This window comes from Phenylobacterium sp. (assembly GCF_036501465.1).
Lineage (GTDB): Bacteria > Pseudomonadota > Alphaproteobacteria > Caulobacterales > Caulobacteraceae > Phenylobacterium.
Map to the genome: position 1 here is coordinate 51,262 of NZ_DASYAF010000160.1, position 14,066 is coordinate 65,327.

The 14,066-nt window shown below is 68.4% G+C and carries 13 protein-coding genes; 11 read left to right on the forward strand and 2 right to left on the reverse strand.

What is annotated here, in order from left to right:
* The first annotated feature begins 5 nt into the window (after positions 1-5).
* The 11 genes from uppS (at position 6) to lpxB (ending at position 11,644) form a co-directional block, all read left to right on the forward strand.
* Positions 6-779 (forward strand): polyprenyl diphosphate synthase, encoded by a 774-nt coding sequence (gene uppS, locus VGL85_RS19120; protein ID WP_331590600.1) that lies wholly within the window; start codon positions 6-8, stop codon positions 777-779.
* Positions 757-1,635, forward strand: coding sequence for a phosphatidate cytidylyltransferase (locus tag VGL85_RS19125; RefSeq protein WP_331590601.1), 879 nt, complete (start codon positions 757-759; stop codon positions 1,633-1,635). Before uppS ends, VGL85_RS19125 begins: the two co-directional genes overlap by 23 nt.
* Positions 1,623-2,825: a 1-deoxy-D-xylulose-5-phosphate reductoisomerase gene (dxr, locus tag VGL85_RS19130; protein WP_331590602.1), complete on the forward strand. Its 1,203-nt coding sequence runs from the start codon at positions 1,623-1,625 to the stop codon at positions 2,823-2,825. Before VGL85_RS19125 ends, dxr begins: the two co-directional genes overlap by 13 nt.
* A 53-nt stretch (positions 2,826-2,878) precedes the next feature.
* The gene (locus VGL85_RS19135; protein ID WP_331590603.1) at positions 2,879-4,084 is read left to right on the forward strand and encodes an RIP metalloprotease; all 1,206 of its coding nucleotides are present in this window, start codon (positions 2,879-2,881) and stop codon (positions 4,082-4,084) included.
* A gap of 82 nt (positions 4,085-4,166) precedes the next feature.
* Positions 4,167-6,614 (forward strand): outer membrane protein assembly factor BamA, encoded by a 2,448-nt coding sequence (bamA, locus tag VGL85_RS19140; RefSeq protein WP_414695308.1) that lies wholly within the window; start codon positions 4,167-4,169, stop codon positions 6,612-6,614.
* Between the two features lie 7 nt (positions 6,615-6,621).
* Entirely contained in the window at positions 6,622-7,311 is a 690-nt protein-coding gene (locus VGL85_RS19145; protein WP_331590604.1) for an OmpH family outer membrane protein, read from the forward strand.
* 32 nt (positions 7,312-7,343) lie between these two features.
* Positions 7,344-8,363 carry a UDP-3-O-(3-hydroxymyristoyl)glucosamine N-acyltransferase gene (lpxD, locus tag VGL85_RS19150; RefSeq protein ID WP_331590605.1) on the forward strand — a complete coding sequence of 340 codons (1,020 nt, stop codon included), beginning with the start codon at positions 7,344-7,346 and terminating at the stop codon, positions 8,361-8,363.
* On the forward strand, positions 8,360-8,830 hold the full coding sequence (gene fabZ / locus VGL85_RS19155) for a 3-hydroxyacyl-ACP dehydratase FabZ (RefSeq protein WP_331590606.1): 471 nt from the start codon (positions 8,360-8,362) through the stop codon (positions 8,828-8,830). Before lpxD ends, fabZ begins: the two co-directional genes overlap by 4 nt.
* Positions 8,831-9,628, forward strand: a complete 798-nt coding sequence (lpxA, locus tag VGL85_RS19160; protein WP_331590607.1) for an acyl-ACP--UDP-N-acetylglucosamine O-acyltransferase — start codon at positions 8,831-8,833, stop codon at positions 9,626-9,628.
* Entirely contained in the window at positions 9,628-10,458 is an 831-nt protein-coding gene (gene lpxI, locus VGL85_RS19165) for a UDP-2,3-diacylglucosamine diphosphatase (RefSeq protein WP_331590608.1), read from the forward strand. Before lpxA ends, lpxI begins: the two co-directional genes overlap by 1 nt.
* Positions 10,459-10,468: 10 nt before the next feature.
* The gene (gene lpxB, locus VGL85_RS19170) at positions 10,469-11,644 is read left to right on the forward strand and encodes a lipid-A-disaccharide synthase (protein ID WP_331590609.1); all 1,176 of its coding nucleotides are present in this window, start codon (positions 10,469-10,471) and stop codon (positions 11,642-11,644) included.
* Here lpxB and VGL85_RS19175 read toward each other — a convergent pair.
* A complete protein-coding gene (locus tag VGL85_RS19175) occupies positions 11,641-13,107 on the reverse strand; it encodes a carboxylesterase/lipase family protein (RefSeq protein ID WP_331590610.1) in 1,467 nt (488 codons plus the stop codon). The two genes, lpxB and VGL85_RS19175, sit on opposite strands and share 4 nt — an antisense overlap.
* Before the next feature lie 13 nt (positions 13,108-13,120).
* Positions 13,121-14,066, reverse strand: a 946-nt coding sequence (gene gltA / locus VGL85_RS19180; RefSeq protein ID WP_331590611.1) for a citrate synthase, incomplete at its 5' end; no start/stop codon positions are given.

Below are 14,066 nucleotides of genomic sequence, written 5' to 3' on the forward strand. Positions count from 1 at the left end.
AAGCCATGGCCGCCCAAGAGTCCACGCCATCTCCGGCCGGACCTGATCCGCAGGATCGGGCTGGGCTGCATGTGGCCCTGGTCATGGATGGCAACGGCCGTTGGGCCAAACGCCGCGGCCTGCCCCGCACCCTGGGGCACCAGGCCGGCGTCGAGGCGCTGAAGCGCATCGTCCAGGCCTGCCCGGACCTCGGCATCCGCTGGCTGACGGTGTTCGGCTTCTCCACGGAGAACTGGAGCCGGCCGGTGGCCGAGGTCGCCGAGCTGATGGCCTTGCCGCAGCGCTACTTCCGCAGTGACCTGCCCAGGCTCGAACGCGAAGGCGTGCGAGTCCGCGTGGTGGGCCGCGAGCAGGGGCTGTCGCGCGAACTGCTGGGCATCTGCCGCGAGGCCGAGGCGCGGACGGCGCACAACAAACGCCTGTTCCTCACCGTTGCGTTCAACTACGGCGGCCAGGCCGACATCGCCGACGCCGCGCGCAAGTTCGCCGAGGACGTGGCCGCCGGCCGCGCGCATCCCGGCGATCTCGATGAGGCGACCTTCGCCCGCTATCTTTCCACCGCCGAGCTGCCGCCGCCGGACCTGATCGTTCGGCCGTCCGGCGAGCAACGGCTTTCCAATTTCGTGCTCTGGGAGGCAGCCTACGCCGAGTTCGTCTTCCAGGACGTGCTGTGGCCGGACTATGGGCCGGAGCACCTGAGGGCCGCTATCGCCGAGTATCACACGCGTGATCGCCGATACGGCGCCGTGGTCGCCGATGACGTCCTTGCCGCAGGCTAGACGCTTCGACTGGTCGAACCTCGGCCTCCGTGTCGCTTCCGGCTTCGTCCTGGTTCCGACGGCCCTCTACGCGACCCTGGGGGCTCACCAGCCCTGGATCATCGCCCTGCAGGGCCGGCACGAGGCGCTGCCCTATCTCCTGATGATTTCCGTGGGCGTGGCCCTGCTGGCGATCGAGTGGGGCGGGATGAGCGCGCCGCGTTCGCCCGTTCGGGTCGCAGCCGCGGTGACGGCGGCGATTCTGGTCGTAGTGTTCTTGGGCTATCGTGGCGACTTTCCCGAGCATTTCATCTGGGCGTGGCTGGCGCTGCCGGCGGGGGCCCTCGCTGCTGCCCTAGTGGCTCGAGGGGTTGCTGAGCGTCCGGCGGACGCCGCCTATGGCGTGGCCTATATCGCCCCCGCGGCCCTGTGTCTGATCTGGCTGCGGCAGACCAACCAGGGCGTCTGGTGGACGCTGATGCTGTTCGCCTGCACCTGGGGCGCCGACATCGGGGCCTTCGCCATCGGCAGCCTGATGAAGGGGCCCAAGCTTTGGCCCCGGTTCTCGCCCAACAAGACTTGGTCAGGCTTCTTCGGCGGCCTCATCACCGCCATGGCGGCGGGCACGGCCATGGCCTCGTTGCCGTATTTCGAGCTCAGCCTGTGGGCGGCCGCCTTCATCGGCCTGGCGGTGGGCCTGGCGACCATGGCGGGCGACCTCTGGGAATCGGCGCTGAAACGGCGCTTCGGCGTGAAGGATTCCGGCGACCTGATCCCCGGGCACGGCGGCTTACTGGACCGGGTCGACGGCCTGATGTTCGCCGTGGTGGTGATGGCCGGCGCCCGCCTCGCCAACCACCTGGGATGGGGACATTGAGCCTGCCGCGCAAGGTCAGCATCCTGGGCTCCACGGGGTCGGTGGGCCTGTCGACGCTCGATCTGTTCGACAAGGCCCGGGCGGAGGTCGAGATCGTGGCCCTGGTGGCCGGCCGCAATGTCGAGCGGCTGGCCGAACAGGCGCTGCGCTGGCGGCCGCGGATGGCGGTGATCGAGGACGAGACCGCCCTGCCGATCCTGCGCGAGCGGCTGGCCGGTTCCGGCGTCCGCGCCGCGGCCGGGAAGGCGGCGGTGATCGAGGCGGCCTCCGCTGACGCCCAATGGGTGATGTCGGCCATCGTGGGCTTCGCGGGCCTGGCGCCCACCCTGGCCGCGGCTCAGGCGGGCGCGATCGTGGCGCTGGCCAACAAGGAGAGCCTGATCTGCGCCGGGCCGCAGCTGCTGCGCACCGCCAAGCTGGCGGGTGGGACGGTGATCCCGGTCGATTCGGAGCATTCGGCGATCTTCCAGGTATTCTCGCCGGCCAACGCCCAGCATGTGACGCGACTGATCCTCACCGCCTCCGGCGGGCCGTTCCGCAATTGGACCCGCGACCAGATGGCCCGCGCCACGCGGGAGCAGGCCCTGGCCCACCCCAACTGGAGCATGGGCGCGAAGATCTCCATCGATTCCGCCACCATGATGAACAAAGGGCTGGAAGTCATTGAGGCGGCCTATCTTTTCGCCATGCCGCCGGAGCGTGTGGACGTCCTGATCCACCCGCAGTCCATCGTCCACTCGATGGTGGAATATGCCGACGGCTCGACCCTGGCCCAGCTCGGCCCCCCGGACATGCGCGCGCCCATCGCCTGCGCCTTCGCGTGGCCCGAGCGCCTGCCTTGGCCGGCAAAGCCGCTCGACCTGACCCGCGAACCGCTGACCTTCGAGGCGCCCGACCCTGAGCGGTTTCCGGCCCTGCGCGTCGCCAAGGCGGCGCTGGCGGCCGGTGGCGCGGCGCCCGCGGCCATGAACGCCGCCGACGAGGTGGCTGTCTCCGCCTTCCTGAAGGGTCGGATCGGCTTCCTTGATATTGCCGAAGTTGTCGAAGAGACCCTGGCGCGGATGGATCGCCAGAACCTGCTCAGCCCGCCTCAGAACGATCCGGTCGAGGCCGCGCGCATCACCGATGCGACCGCGCGCCGCGTGGCGGACGAGGTAGTAAGCAGCCTTATGGCCCCGGCGCACGCATGAGGTCGGAGACGGGCATGGCTGCAATCGCTGGGAATGGGGAGGTCTAGGCCGGCATGCTCAGCATCCTGCTTCATGTCGCGCCCTATCTGGTGGTGATAGGCCCCGTGGTGGTCATCCACGAGTTCGGCCACTTCCTGGCCGGCAAGGCGGTCGGCGCGAAAATCGACCAGTTCTCCATTGGCTTCGGAAAGCCGATCCTCCAACGGACCGACAGGTCCGGCGTCCAGTGGCGGCTGGGATGGCTGCCGATCGGCGGCTATGTGCGCTTTGCCGGCGACGATAACGCCGCCAGCGTGCCTGACACCGACGATCTGGACGCCCTACGTCGCGACGTCGTCGCCCGCGAGGGCGAAAAAGCCCTGCAACAATACCATTATTTCAAGCCCATCTGGCAGCGCGCGATCATCAGCGCCGCGGGGCCGATCGCCAATTTCGTGCTGTCGATCGCCATTTTTGCCGGCTTGCTGATGGCCTTGGGCGAGCCGATCTCGCCGGCCCGGGTGGGCGCGGTGTTCCCGAACACGCCCGCCGCGCGCTCCGGAATGCAGGCCGGCGACCTGATCGTCGCCGCCGACGGCAAACCGGTGAAGTCGTTCGATACGGTGAGGGAGCTGGTGGTCCTGCGCACTGGCGTTCCGATCACCTTTGTCGTCGAGCGGGCGGGCCGCCAGGTCGCGCTGAACGTAATCCCGGTGCGTGGCCAGGTGGCCGACGCGGTGGGTCACTATCATCAGCTCGGGACCATCGGCGTGCGGTTCGAAAGCCGTCCCGAAGACCAGAAGCTGATCCGCTATGGCCCCGTCGAGGCCTTACGCAAGGGGACGGCCAAGACCTATGATGTGATCCAGACCACGATCTACTACGTGGGCCGGATGATCGCCGGCAAGGAAAGCGCCGACCAACTCTCCGGGCCAGTGGGCATGGCCCAGTTCTCCGGCGACCTCGTCAAGCAGGTCGCCGATTCGTCTCCGGACGCGCGGACCTTGGCCATCAATGTCGCGCTCATGGTCCTGCAGCTGGTGGCCAACATCTCCGTGGGCATCGGATTCCTCAACCTGATGCCGATTCCTGTGCTCGATGGGGGACACCTGCTGTTCTATGCGTACGAAGCCGTGGCGCGGCGCCCACTTGCTGCCAAGGTTCAGGCGGCAGGCTATCGCGTGGGCCTTGCACTCGTTCTCGGATTGATGTTGTTCGCCACCTGGAACGATCTGCAGCGGCTGCGTGTGTTCAATTTCCTCGGCGGTCTATTCTCCTGACCCCCGCTTTCCCCAAACGGCTGATTCGATGCAAAGACACTGCGCCCGTAGCGCTGCGCTAGTTTCCGGTCTTGCCGGCTTGATGGCGACGACCGCACTGGCGGCGCCAGGCTTGGCGTTCGCGCAGGGTCAGCCCTCAGCGGCCGCGCCTGCACCCGCCCAGCCCACCGCCTCGGCCCCGGCCGCGCCTGTGGCCACCGCGCCTGCGCCCGCGCAGCCCAGGCCGCCTGCTCCCACCCCGACGGGGGTCATCCAGCGCTTCGTGGTGCGCGGGAACGAGCGGATCGAGCCCTCGACGGTCATTTCCTACCTGCCCCTGCAGGTGGGCGACACCGTGGACCCGGCCAAGGAAGACCTCGCGCTCAAGGCCCTGGCCCGCACCGAACTCTTTTCCGACGAATCGATCGAGCTGAATCCCAACGGCGACCTCGTCGTCACCGTGGTCGAGAACCCGATCATCAACCGGGTGATCTTCGAGGGGAACAGCTCGATCAAGGAAGACAAGCTGAAGGACGAGGTGACGGTGCGCCCGCGCGGCATCTTCACGCGCGCCAAGGCCCAGGCCGACGTTGGCCGGATCATCGAGCTCTACCGCCGGGCGGGCCGGATCTCGGCCAATGTGACGCCGCAGATCGTCGAGCTGCCGCAGAAGCGCGTGGACCTGATCTTCAAGATCGACGAAGGCCCGAAGAGCGGGATCCTGCGGGTCAACTTCCTGGGCAACAAGGCCTTCTCGGACGACGAACTGCGCGACGTGGTCGTGACCGAGCAGAGCCACTGGTACAAATTCTTCTCCTCCAACACGAACTTCGACCCGGACCGGCTGGAGTACGACAAGGAACAGTTGCGCAAATACTACCGCAACCGCGGCTTCTACGACTTCCGCGTGGTCTCCGCAGTGGCCGAACTGTCGCCGGAAAAGAACGGCTTCGTGGTCACCTACACGGTGGAGGAAGGGCCCGAGTACAAGTTCGGCAAGATCAGCGTCGAGACCGACCTGAAGAAGCTCGACAAGAACGTCCTGGAGGCCCTGGTCCCGTTCAAGCGGGGCGACATCTACCAGGACGAGAAGATCGAGCAGGCCACCGACTCGCTGACCTTCGCGGCGGGCGCCGCCGGCTTCGCCTTTGTGGACGTGCGGCCGCGCTACACGCCCAATCGCGCGAACGGCACGGTCGACGTGGTCTTCGACGTCAAGGAAGGCCCCCGCGTCTACGTCGATCGCATCGACATCGTCGGCAACACGCGGACCCTGGACTATGTGATCCGCCGCGAGATGAACGTCACCGAGGGTGACGCCTACAACCGCGTGCTGGTCGACCGCTCCAAGAACCAGATCAAGGCCCTGGGCTACTTCAAGGACGTCGACATCACCGAAACGCCAGGCTCGGCGCCGGACCGCACAGGCCTGCAGGTGAAGGTCACCGAGCAGCCCACCGGCGAACTGTCGTTCAGCGCCGGCTATTCCTCCATCGACCGCCTTGTCGTTGACCTGGGCGTGACCGAGCGCAACTTCCGCGGCCGCGGCGAGGACGTCCGCGCCCGCGTCTCGGTCGGCTACTTCCGCCAGCAGATCGACCTGTCGTTCACCGAGCCCCGCTTCCTCGGCCGCGACATGTCCGCCGGCGCCGACGCCTATTTCTACAAGTACGACCTGACGCAGTTCTCGGCCTACAAGCAATCGACGGTCGGCATCGGCTTCCGCCTCGGTTTCCCGCTCAGCCTGAATTCACGCGGCAGCCTGGACTACACCATCCGCGACGACGACGTGGAGATCGATCCGACCTTCTGCGATCCGGCGAACCTTGTCCTGTCGACCTCGCTCTGCGACCAGCGCGGTCACTTCCTGACGTCGAAGGTGGGCTACGGCTACCACCTGGATCGCCGCAACGACTACATCAACCCGACGCGCGGCTACTACATCGACTTCAGCCAGGAATTCGCCGGCCTCGGCGGCGACGTCCGCTTCGTGCAGACCATAGCCGAGGGCGCCTGGTACCACGGCTTCAACAAGACATTTATCCTCAGCTTCACCGGCTCGGCCGGCGACATCGAGGCTTGGGGCGGCGACCACGTGCGGATCAACGACCGCTTCTTCAAGGGCGGCTCCAGCTTCCGCGGCTTCCAAGTGGCCGGCATCGGCCCGCGCGACCTGACCCTCGAGAACGAGGAGGGCGGACAGGCCACCAACGACGCCCTGGGCGGCAAGGTCTACGCCATCGGCTCCTTCGAGCTGACCATTCCGACCTTCCTGCCCGAGCAGTATGGCATCAAGGCCGCCCTGTTCACCGACTTCGGCACCGAGGGCCTGCTGGATAACTTCGACAAACGCACCCTGGACACCACCACGGGCCTGCAGATCAACAACCCGGAAGTGCGCGACGACCTGGGCCTGCGCGCATCTGCGGGCTTGAGCGTCCGCTGGAAGTCGCCCATGGGGCCGATCCAGTTCGACTTCAGCCAGATCCTGAAACGGGAGCCGTACGACCGTACCGAGCTCTTCCGGTTCTCCACTGCAACACGGTTCTAGGGATAACATGACCTCCAAACTCTTCGCCGCCGGCGCTTGCTTCGCCGCCCTCGCCACGGCCTCCAGCGCCTTTGCGCAAGCCCCCGCCGCCGCACCCATCACCTCCGGGCCGCCGATCGCCGGCATGTGCGTCGTCGATCTCGATCTGGTCGTCGCCAATTCGACGGTTGGCAAATACGTCCAGACCCGCCTGCAACAGATCTCGGCCCAGGTGAACGCCGAGCTGAATGGCGAAAAGACCGCCATCGACACCGACGCCAAGACCCTGGATGGCCAGCGCGCCAGCTTGGATCAGAACACCTTCGAGCAGCGCGGCCTGGCCCTGCAGCAGCGGGCCAACGCCCTGCAACGCAAGCTGCAGCTGCGTGAGCGTGAGCTGCAGGCCACCGAACAGAAGGCCGTGGGCCGGGTGATCCAGGAATCCGAGCCGTTGATGCGTCAGGCCTACCAGGCGAAGGCCTGCTCGGTGCTGCTGCAGCATGGCGCGGTGCTGGGCGGCTTCTTCAACCCGGCGATGGATCTGACGCCGGCGGTCACCACGGCGCTGAACGGCAAGATCACCCAGTTCGCTTTCGATCGCGAACACCTCGACCAGCCGGGCGCCAACACCGCTCCGGGCGGCGCGCCGCCGATCGTCCAGACGCCGGGCGGCACACGTCCGGCTCCGGCGCCGGCGCGGCCCGCGCCCAAGAAGTAAGACCGAGGGCGGCCGCGGGTCGCCGCACCACCATGCCCGATCCGCGCTTCTTCGAAGACCTGGGACCCGTCAGCCTCGCCGACCTTGCGGCGCTGACGGGCGCCGAACTCGCGAATCCGGATCTGGCGTCGCGACAGGTCCGAGCGGTCTCGATCCTCGATAGCGCCGGCCCCGACGCCATCACCTTCCTCAGTGACCGCAAGCGCCTCGAAGATGTCCGAACGACCTCGGCGGGCGCATGTTTCGTGATCCCGGGCCACGCGGACGCCCTGCCGCCAAACTGCGCGGCCCTGGTCACGGCCGCACCTTACTTCGCCTACGCCGTCGCGGCCGCCCGCCTGCACCGCCCGCGGACACTCGGGCCCAGCGACCCGGCCGTCTCACCGCTGGCCGAGATCGAAACGAGCGTGCGACTAAGCCCCGGCGTGGTGGTGGGCGCGGGCGCGCAAATCGGCCGCGGTTCCCGCATCGGGCCGAACACGGTCATCGGGCCGGGCGTCGCCATAGGACGCGACTGCGAGATCGAGGCCAGCATCAGCATCGGCTTCGCCCTGCTGGGCGACCGGGTCCGGATACTTTCCGGCGCGCGCATCGGCGACGCGGGTTTCGGCGCGACCGCGGGCCCCAAGGGGCTGATCGACATCCCGCAGCTCGGCCGGGTGATCCTGCAGGACGGCGTCAGCATCGGCGCCAACAGCTGCGTCGACCGCGGCGCCTTCGAGGACACCTCGATCGGCGAGAACACCAAGATCGATAACCTGGTCCAGATTGGACACAACTGCCGCATCGGGCGTAACTGCGCGATGGCCGCTCACACGGGGATTTCCGGCAGCGTGGTCATCGGCGACGGCGTTCAGCTGGGGGGACGGGCCGGCGTCGCCGACCATCTGACCATTGGCGCCGGCGCAAGGATCGGCGCCGCCGCGGGGGTGGTGCAGGATGTGCCGCCCGGAGAGACCTGGGGCGGGTTTCCGGCCAAGGCAGTCCGCCAATGGCTGCGCGAAGTGGCCTGGCTCTCTCGGGAAAGCGGCCACAAAGGGGGGCGGAAGTGACGCAAAAAGCGCCGGTGAACACCGATCCAGGGGTGATCGACATCACGGAAATCATGGCGCGGATCCCGCACCGGATTCCCTTCCTGCTGGTGGACCGCTGCGAGGATTTCGTCGAGGGCAAGTCGATCGTCGGCATAAAGTGCGTGACCGTCAACGAGCCCTTCTTCGCTGGGCATTTCCCGAACTATCCCGTGATGCCGGGCGTGCTGATCGTCGAGGCGATGGCCCAGGCCAGCGCGGTCCTGATGTCGAAGTCCCTGAACGTCGATCCGGCGGGCAAGGCGATCTTCTTCATGTCGCTCGACAACTGCCGTTTCCGCGCGCCGGTGCGTCCGGGCATGGTCCTGCGCCTGGCCGTCGAGGTGACCCATTCCCGCCGCGACATCTACAAATTCAGGGGCCGCGCCCTGGTCGACGACAAGGTCGCCGCCGAGGCGGAATGGGCGGCCATGGTGGTGGACACCTAGGTGAGCACCGAAATCCATCCGACGGCCATCGTAGCCAAGGGCGCGGAGCTGGCCGACGGGGTCCAGATCGGGCCCTACTGCATCGTCGGCGAGCATGTCCGGATCGGCGCGCGGACCACCCTGGCCAGCCATGTGGTGATCGAGGGTCATACCCGGATCGGCGAGGACTGTACGATCCGCAACTTCGCCAACCTGGGCGGCCCGCCGCACCACACCGGCTACAAGGGCGAGCCCACGCAACTGGTGGTCGGCGACCGCAACAAGCTCTGGGAACATGTGACGATGCACATCGGCACCCCTCAGGGCGGTGGCGTGACCCAGGTGGGCGACGACGGCATGTACATGGCCACCAGCCACGTGGGGCACGACTGCCACGTGGGCGACAACGTGATCCTGGCGCACTCGGCGACCCTGGGCGGCCACGTGGCGATCGGCGATTTCGTGATGGTGAGCGGCCTGGCGGCGGTGCACCAGTACTGCCGCGTCGGGCGCTATTCCTTCATCGGCGGCCTGGCGGCGGTCACCAAGGACGTGATCCCCTATGGTCTGGTGTGGGGCAACCACGCCCACCTCGAAGGCCTGAACCTGGTCGGCCTGAAGCGGCGCGACTTCGGCCGCGACACGATCGGGGAGCTGCGCTCGGCCTACCGCCTGTTGTTCGCCGAGGAAGGCACCTTCCAGGAGCGGATCGACGACACCGCCACCACCTTCGGCCACTCCGCGCCGGTGATGGAGATCATCGATTTCATCCGCGCCGACGCCGGCCGGCCGCTCTGTCTGCCCGAACGCGAGGTGTGATGAAGAAGCTCGGCCTGATCGCCGGGGGCGGAGCCCTGCCCATCGAGATCGCCGAGCACTGCCAACGCTCCGGCCGGCCACTGTTCGTCATCCGCCTGAAAGGGTTCGCGAGCGCGGGCCTGGAACCCTACGCCGGCGCCGAAGTGGGCCTGGCCGAGCTTGGCAAGTGCCTGAAGGCCCTGCGCCGCGCCAAGTGCGAGGCGATCTGTCTGGCCGGGCAGGTGGCGCGACCCGATTTCGCCACCCTGATGCCGGACCTGCGCGGCCTGCGGATCCTGCCGGCGGCGATCGCCGCGGCGCGCAGGGGCGACGACGCCCTGTTGCGGATGCTGGTCGGCGAGTTCGAGAAGGAAGGCTTCGCCGTCGAAGGCGCCCACGAGGTGATCGACGACCTGGGCTTGCCCGCGGGCCCGCTGGGTGGAGTTGCGCCGGCGCCGGAACATCAGAACGACATCACCAGAGCCCTGGAAGCCGCGCGCGCCATCGGCCGCCTGGATGCCGGTCAGGCTGCCGTGGTCTGCCGCGGCCTGGTGCTGGCCCTTGAGGCTGCGGAGGGCACCGACGCCCTGCTGGCCCGTGTCGCAAAGCTGCCGGAGGCTCTGCGCGGCAAACCCGACGCGCCTGAGGGTGTCCTGGCCAAGGCTCCGAAGCCGATCCAGGAGACCCGCGTCGACCTGCCGACCATCGGGCCAGCCACGGTGGAAGCCGTCGCCCGGGCGGGGCTTGCCGGCATCGTGGGTGAGGCCGGCAAGCTGCTGGTGCTGGAGCGCGAGGCCGTGATCGGTCTGGCGGACGAACTGGGCGTCTTCATCCTTGGGGTCGAGCCGTGACGGGGGCGCCGTGAGCGGCGAGCGCCCGCTGACGATCATGCTGGTCGCCGCGGAGGCTTCGGGCGACGACCGCGGCGCGGGGCTGATGCGCGCGCTCAAGGCGCGGCTGGGCCAGGGCGTGCGCTTTGTGGGCGTCGGCGGCGAACGCATGGCCGCCGAGGGTCTAGACAGCCCCTTCGACATCGCCGACCTGTCGATCCTGGGACTGCTGGAGGGCCTGCTGGCCTATCCGCGCGTGGTGCGCCGCGCCGACGAGACCGCGGCGCTGGCGGCCCGCGAGAGGCCCGACGCCGTGGTCCTCATCGACTCCTGGGGGTTCACCCTGCGCGTCGCCCAGCGCCTGCGCCGCGCGCAGCCCGACTTGCCACTGGTCAAATATGTCGGGCCGCAGGTCTGGGCGACCCGGCCGGGTCGGGCCAAGACCCTGGCCGCCGCCGTCGACCACCTGCTCTCCATCCACGCTTTCGATGCGCCCTATTTCGAGGCCGAAGGCCTGCCGGTGACCTTCGTCGGCAACTCGGCGCTGAGCCTCGACCTCTCCAGGGCGAAGCCAAGCCGGCTGCGCAAGGCGATCGGCGCGGCGCCCGACGATCTCATTCTTCTCGTGCTGCCAGGCAGCCGGCCGGGCGAGGTGGCGCGGATGCTGCCGATCTTCGAGGCGGCGGTCGCCCAGCTGAAGGCGGCCTATCCCGACCTGCACATCGTGGTCCCCGCCGCGCCGACCGTCGCCGACATGGTCAAGTCGCGCGTCGCCGGCTGGCCGCATCGGGCGCACGTGGTCGAGGATGAGGCGGGCAAGCTCGACGCCATGAAGGCCGCGACCGTGGCGCTGGTCTGTTCCGGCACGGTGACGATCGAGGTCGCCCTGGCCGGCGCGCCGATGGTGATCGGCTATCAACTGCCGCCGGTGAGTGGGTTCATCGTACGCCGGATCATCCGCACGCCATTCGTCACCCTGTTCAATATCGCCGCCAACGACTTCGTAGCGCCGGAACTGGTGCAGGACGCCTGCCGGCCAGACGACCTGGCCGAGGAGGTGGCGCGGCGGCTGGACGACGCTGAACTGCGCGCCCGCCAGACCCTGGCGCAGTACGCCGCCCTCGACCTGCTGGGCCGCGGCGGGCCCGATCCCAGCGAAGCGGCGGCCGACGCGGTGCTGAAGATCATCGCTGATCGTCGGACCTAACGCGCAGCCTTCACCTGGCCGAACGGCGCGCCGCGCAGACTGGAATAGACCTTGTCGAGCACCTGCAGCGTGGCGAGTTCCGGGGGCGGTCCGCTGGTCACCGGCTCGGCCAGGCGCTGGAGCGGGCCTTCGTCGCCCTGCAGCCGTGGCCAGGGCGGCAGGCCCGGCCCGTTCGGATCGCCGGTCCTGGCGAAATTCGTCCAGTAGGCGGCCATCACGTCGGCGAGCCTGCGGTCGCCCGCCGTCCAGGCCCAGGTCTCCTGATCCAGATGGTCGAAGACGTACCAGAGCTCGGCGAAGTGCGAGGCGCCCCAGCCTGCGCGCACCGACCCGGCCGGGAAGGGCGGCTTCTGCTCGAAGCGGTAGGCGTAGGCCGGCAGCCCGGCGCGGGCCTGCAGCCGGGCCCAGGCCCAGTCGTCCCAGGCGAAGCGCAGGTCGCGCTCGAAGTCGGCGCGGCCCTGGCGCGCCTGGGCGTCGTCGGCGTGGGGATAGGCGTCGATCAGGGCGCTGGGCAGCGGGCCGAAGGTCTTGCGGATGTCAGCGGTGAAGGTCGCGGCCTTCGCCTGGCTGACGTCGCTCAGCGATCGCGCCTCCTCCGCGTTCCAACCGACCAGCACCGGGACCCTGGCCAGCCGGCCGGTGGCAAAGGCGTCGTAAGGCGCAAGCGGCAGGGCATAGCCATCGATCACCGGATGCGAGACGCCGTTCGCCTGGCCGTGCAGCAGCGCCTCGCCGGGCAGGCGGCGCAAGTCCGCGAGCGAGGCGGCGCCAACCGAACGCATGTAGGCGACGCCGTCCTTCTCGGCCTGGGCCAGGGTGTATTGCGGGGCCAGCATCAGCGGCTCGAACAGGCCGCCGCTCTCGCCGATGGCGCGCTGGAAGAGACCGCGGGCGAGCGGGGAGACCATCAGCTGGCTCACCGACATAGCGCCGGCCGACTGGCCGAAGACGGTGACTCGGCCAGGGTCGCCGCCGAACGCGGCGATGTTGCGTTTCACCCAAGCCAAGCCGGCGGCCTGGTCCATCAGCCCATAGTCGCCCGAGGCGTGGTGCGGCGACTCCGCCGTCAGTTCCGGGTGGGCGAGATAGCCCAGCGGGCCCAGGCGATAAGCCAGGGTCACCACCAGAACCCCGCGCCGGGCCAACCGGTCGCCCCAATAGAGTGGCAGCGACGTCGCGCCGTTCTGGTAGCCGCCGCCTGGGATGAAGACCATCACCGGCAGGCGCGCCTTACCGCGCCGGGCCGGCGCCCAGACGTTCAGGTAGAGGCAGTCTTCGCTGGTCTTCGGCGGCGGCTCGCCGGGCATGGAGACGCCAAGCTGCAGGCAGGCCGGCGCGAAGGCGGTGATCCCGTGGGCCGTGACGCCGCGCAGAACGCCGCTGTCGATGCGCGTCATCGCTGCGGCCGCGGGTCCGGCCAGGGCCGTCGCGAGAAGGCAGAAGGCGGCGGCGAGGGACTTCACGCCGCCGACCGGATCAGCGCTTGTCGATCGCCACGTAGGGGCGTTCCAGGGCGCCGGTGTAGAGCTGGCGCGGGCGGCCGATCTTGTAGGCCGGGTCCTCGATCATCTCCTTCCACTGGGAGATCCAGCCCACGGTGCGGGCCACGGCGAACAGCACCGTGAACATCTCGGCCGGGAAGCCGAGCGCGCGCAGGGTGATACCGGAGTAGAAGTCGACGTTCGGATAGAGCTTGCGCTCGATGAAATACTCGTCGCTGAGCGCGATCCGCTCGAGCTCCATCGCCACCTTCAATAGCGGGTCGTTCTCGTCGCCGACCTCCTTCAGCACCTCGTGGCAGGTCTTCTGCATGACGGTCGCGCGCGGGTCGTAGTTCTTGTAGACGCGGTGGCCGAAGCCCATCAGCCGGTAGCGGCGGTCCTTCACGCCCTGGATATATTCCGGGATGCGGTCGACCGTGCCGATCTCCTTCAGCATGTTCAGCGCCTCCTCGTTCGCCCCGCCGTGCGCGGGACCCCAGAGGCAGGCGATGCCGGCGGCGATGCAGGCGAACGGGTTGGCGCCGGACGAGCCGGAGAGGCGCACCGTAGACGTGGAGGCGTTCTGCTCGTGGTCGGCGTGCAGGATGAAGATGCGGTCCATGGCCCGCGTCAGCACCGGATTGGGCTTCCAGTCCTCGGCCGGGACCGAGAAGCACATGCGCAGGAAGTTCTCGGCGTAGGAGTTGTCGTTGCGCGGGTGCACGAAGGGCTGGCCGATGAAGTACTTGTAGGCGCGCGCCGCGATGGTCGGCATCTTGGCGATCAGCCGGTGCGCCGAGATCATTCGCTGTTGCGGATCGTTGATGTCGGTCGAGTCGTGATAGAAGGCCGACAGCGCGCCGACCGCGCCGGTCATGATCGCCATCGGGTGAGCATCTCGGCGGAAGCCTTGGAAAAACCTATCGAACTGGTCGTGTAAC

Bases quoted from the DNA above. Each gene is read 5' to 3' on its own strand.
- uppS (WP_331590600.1), top strand. From the start codon at position 6: ATGGCCGCCCAAGAGTCCACGCCATCTCCGGCCGGACCTGATCCGCAG.
- VGL85_RS19125 (WP_331590601.1), top strand. From the start codon at position 757: ATGACGTCCTTGCCGCAGGCTAGACGCTTCGACTGGTCGAACCTCGGC.
- dxr (WP_331590602.1), top strand. From the start codon at position 1,623: ATGGGGACATTGAGCCTGCCGCGCAAGGTCAGCATCCTGGGCTCCACG.
- VGL85_RS19135 (WP_331590603.1), top strand. From the start codon at position 2,879: ATGCTCAGCATCCTGCTTCATGTCGCGCCCTATCTGGTGGTGATAGGC.
- bamA (WP_414695308.1), top strand. From the start codon at position 4,167: ATGGCGACGACCGCACTGGCGGCGCCAGGCTTGGCGTTCGCGCAGGGT.
- VGL85_RS19145 (WP_331590604.1), top strand. From the start codon at position 6,622: ATGACCTCCAAACTCTTCGCCGCCGGCGCTTGCTTCGCCGCCCTCGCC.
- lpxD (WP_331590605.1), top strand. From the start codon at position 7,344: ATGCCCGATCCGCGCTTCTTCGAAGACCTGGGACCCGTCAGCCTCGCC.
- lpxI (WP_331590608.1), top strand. From the start codon at position 9,628: ATGAAGAAGCTCGGCCTGATCGCCGGGGGCGGAGCCCTGCCCATCGAG.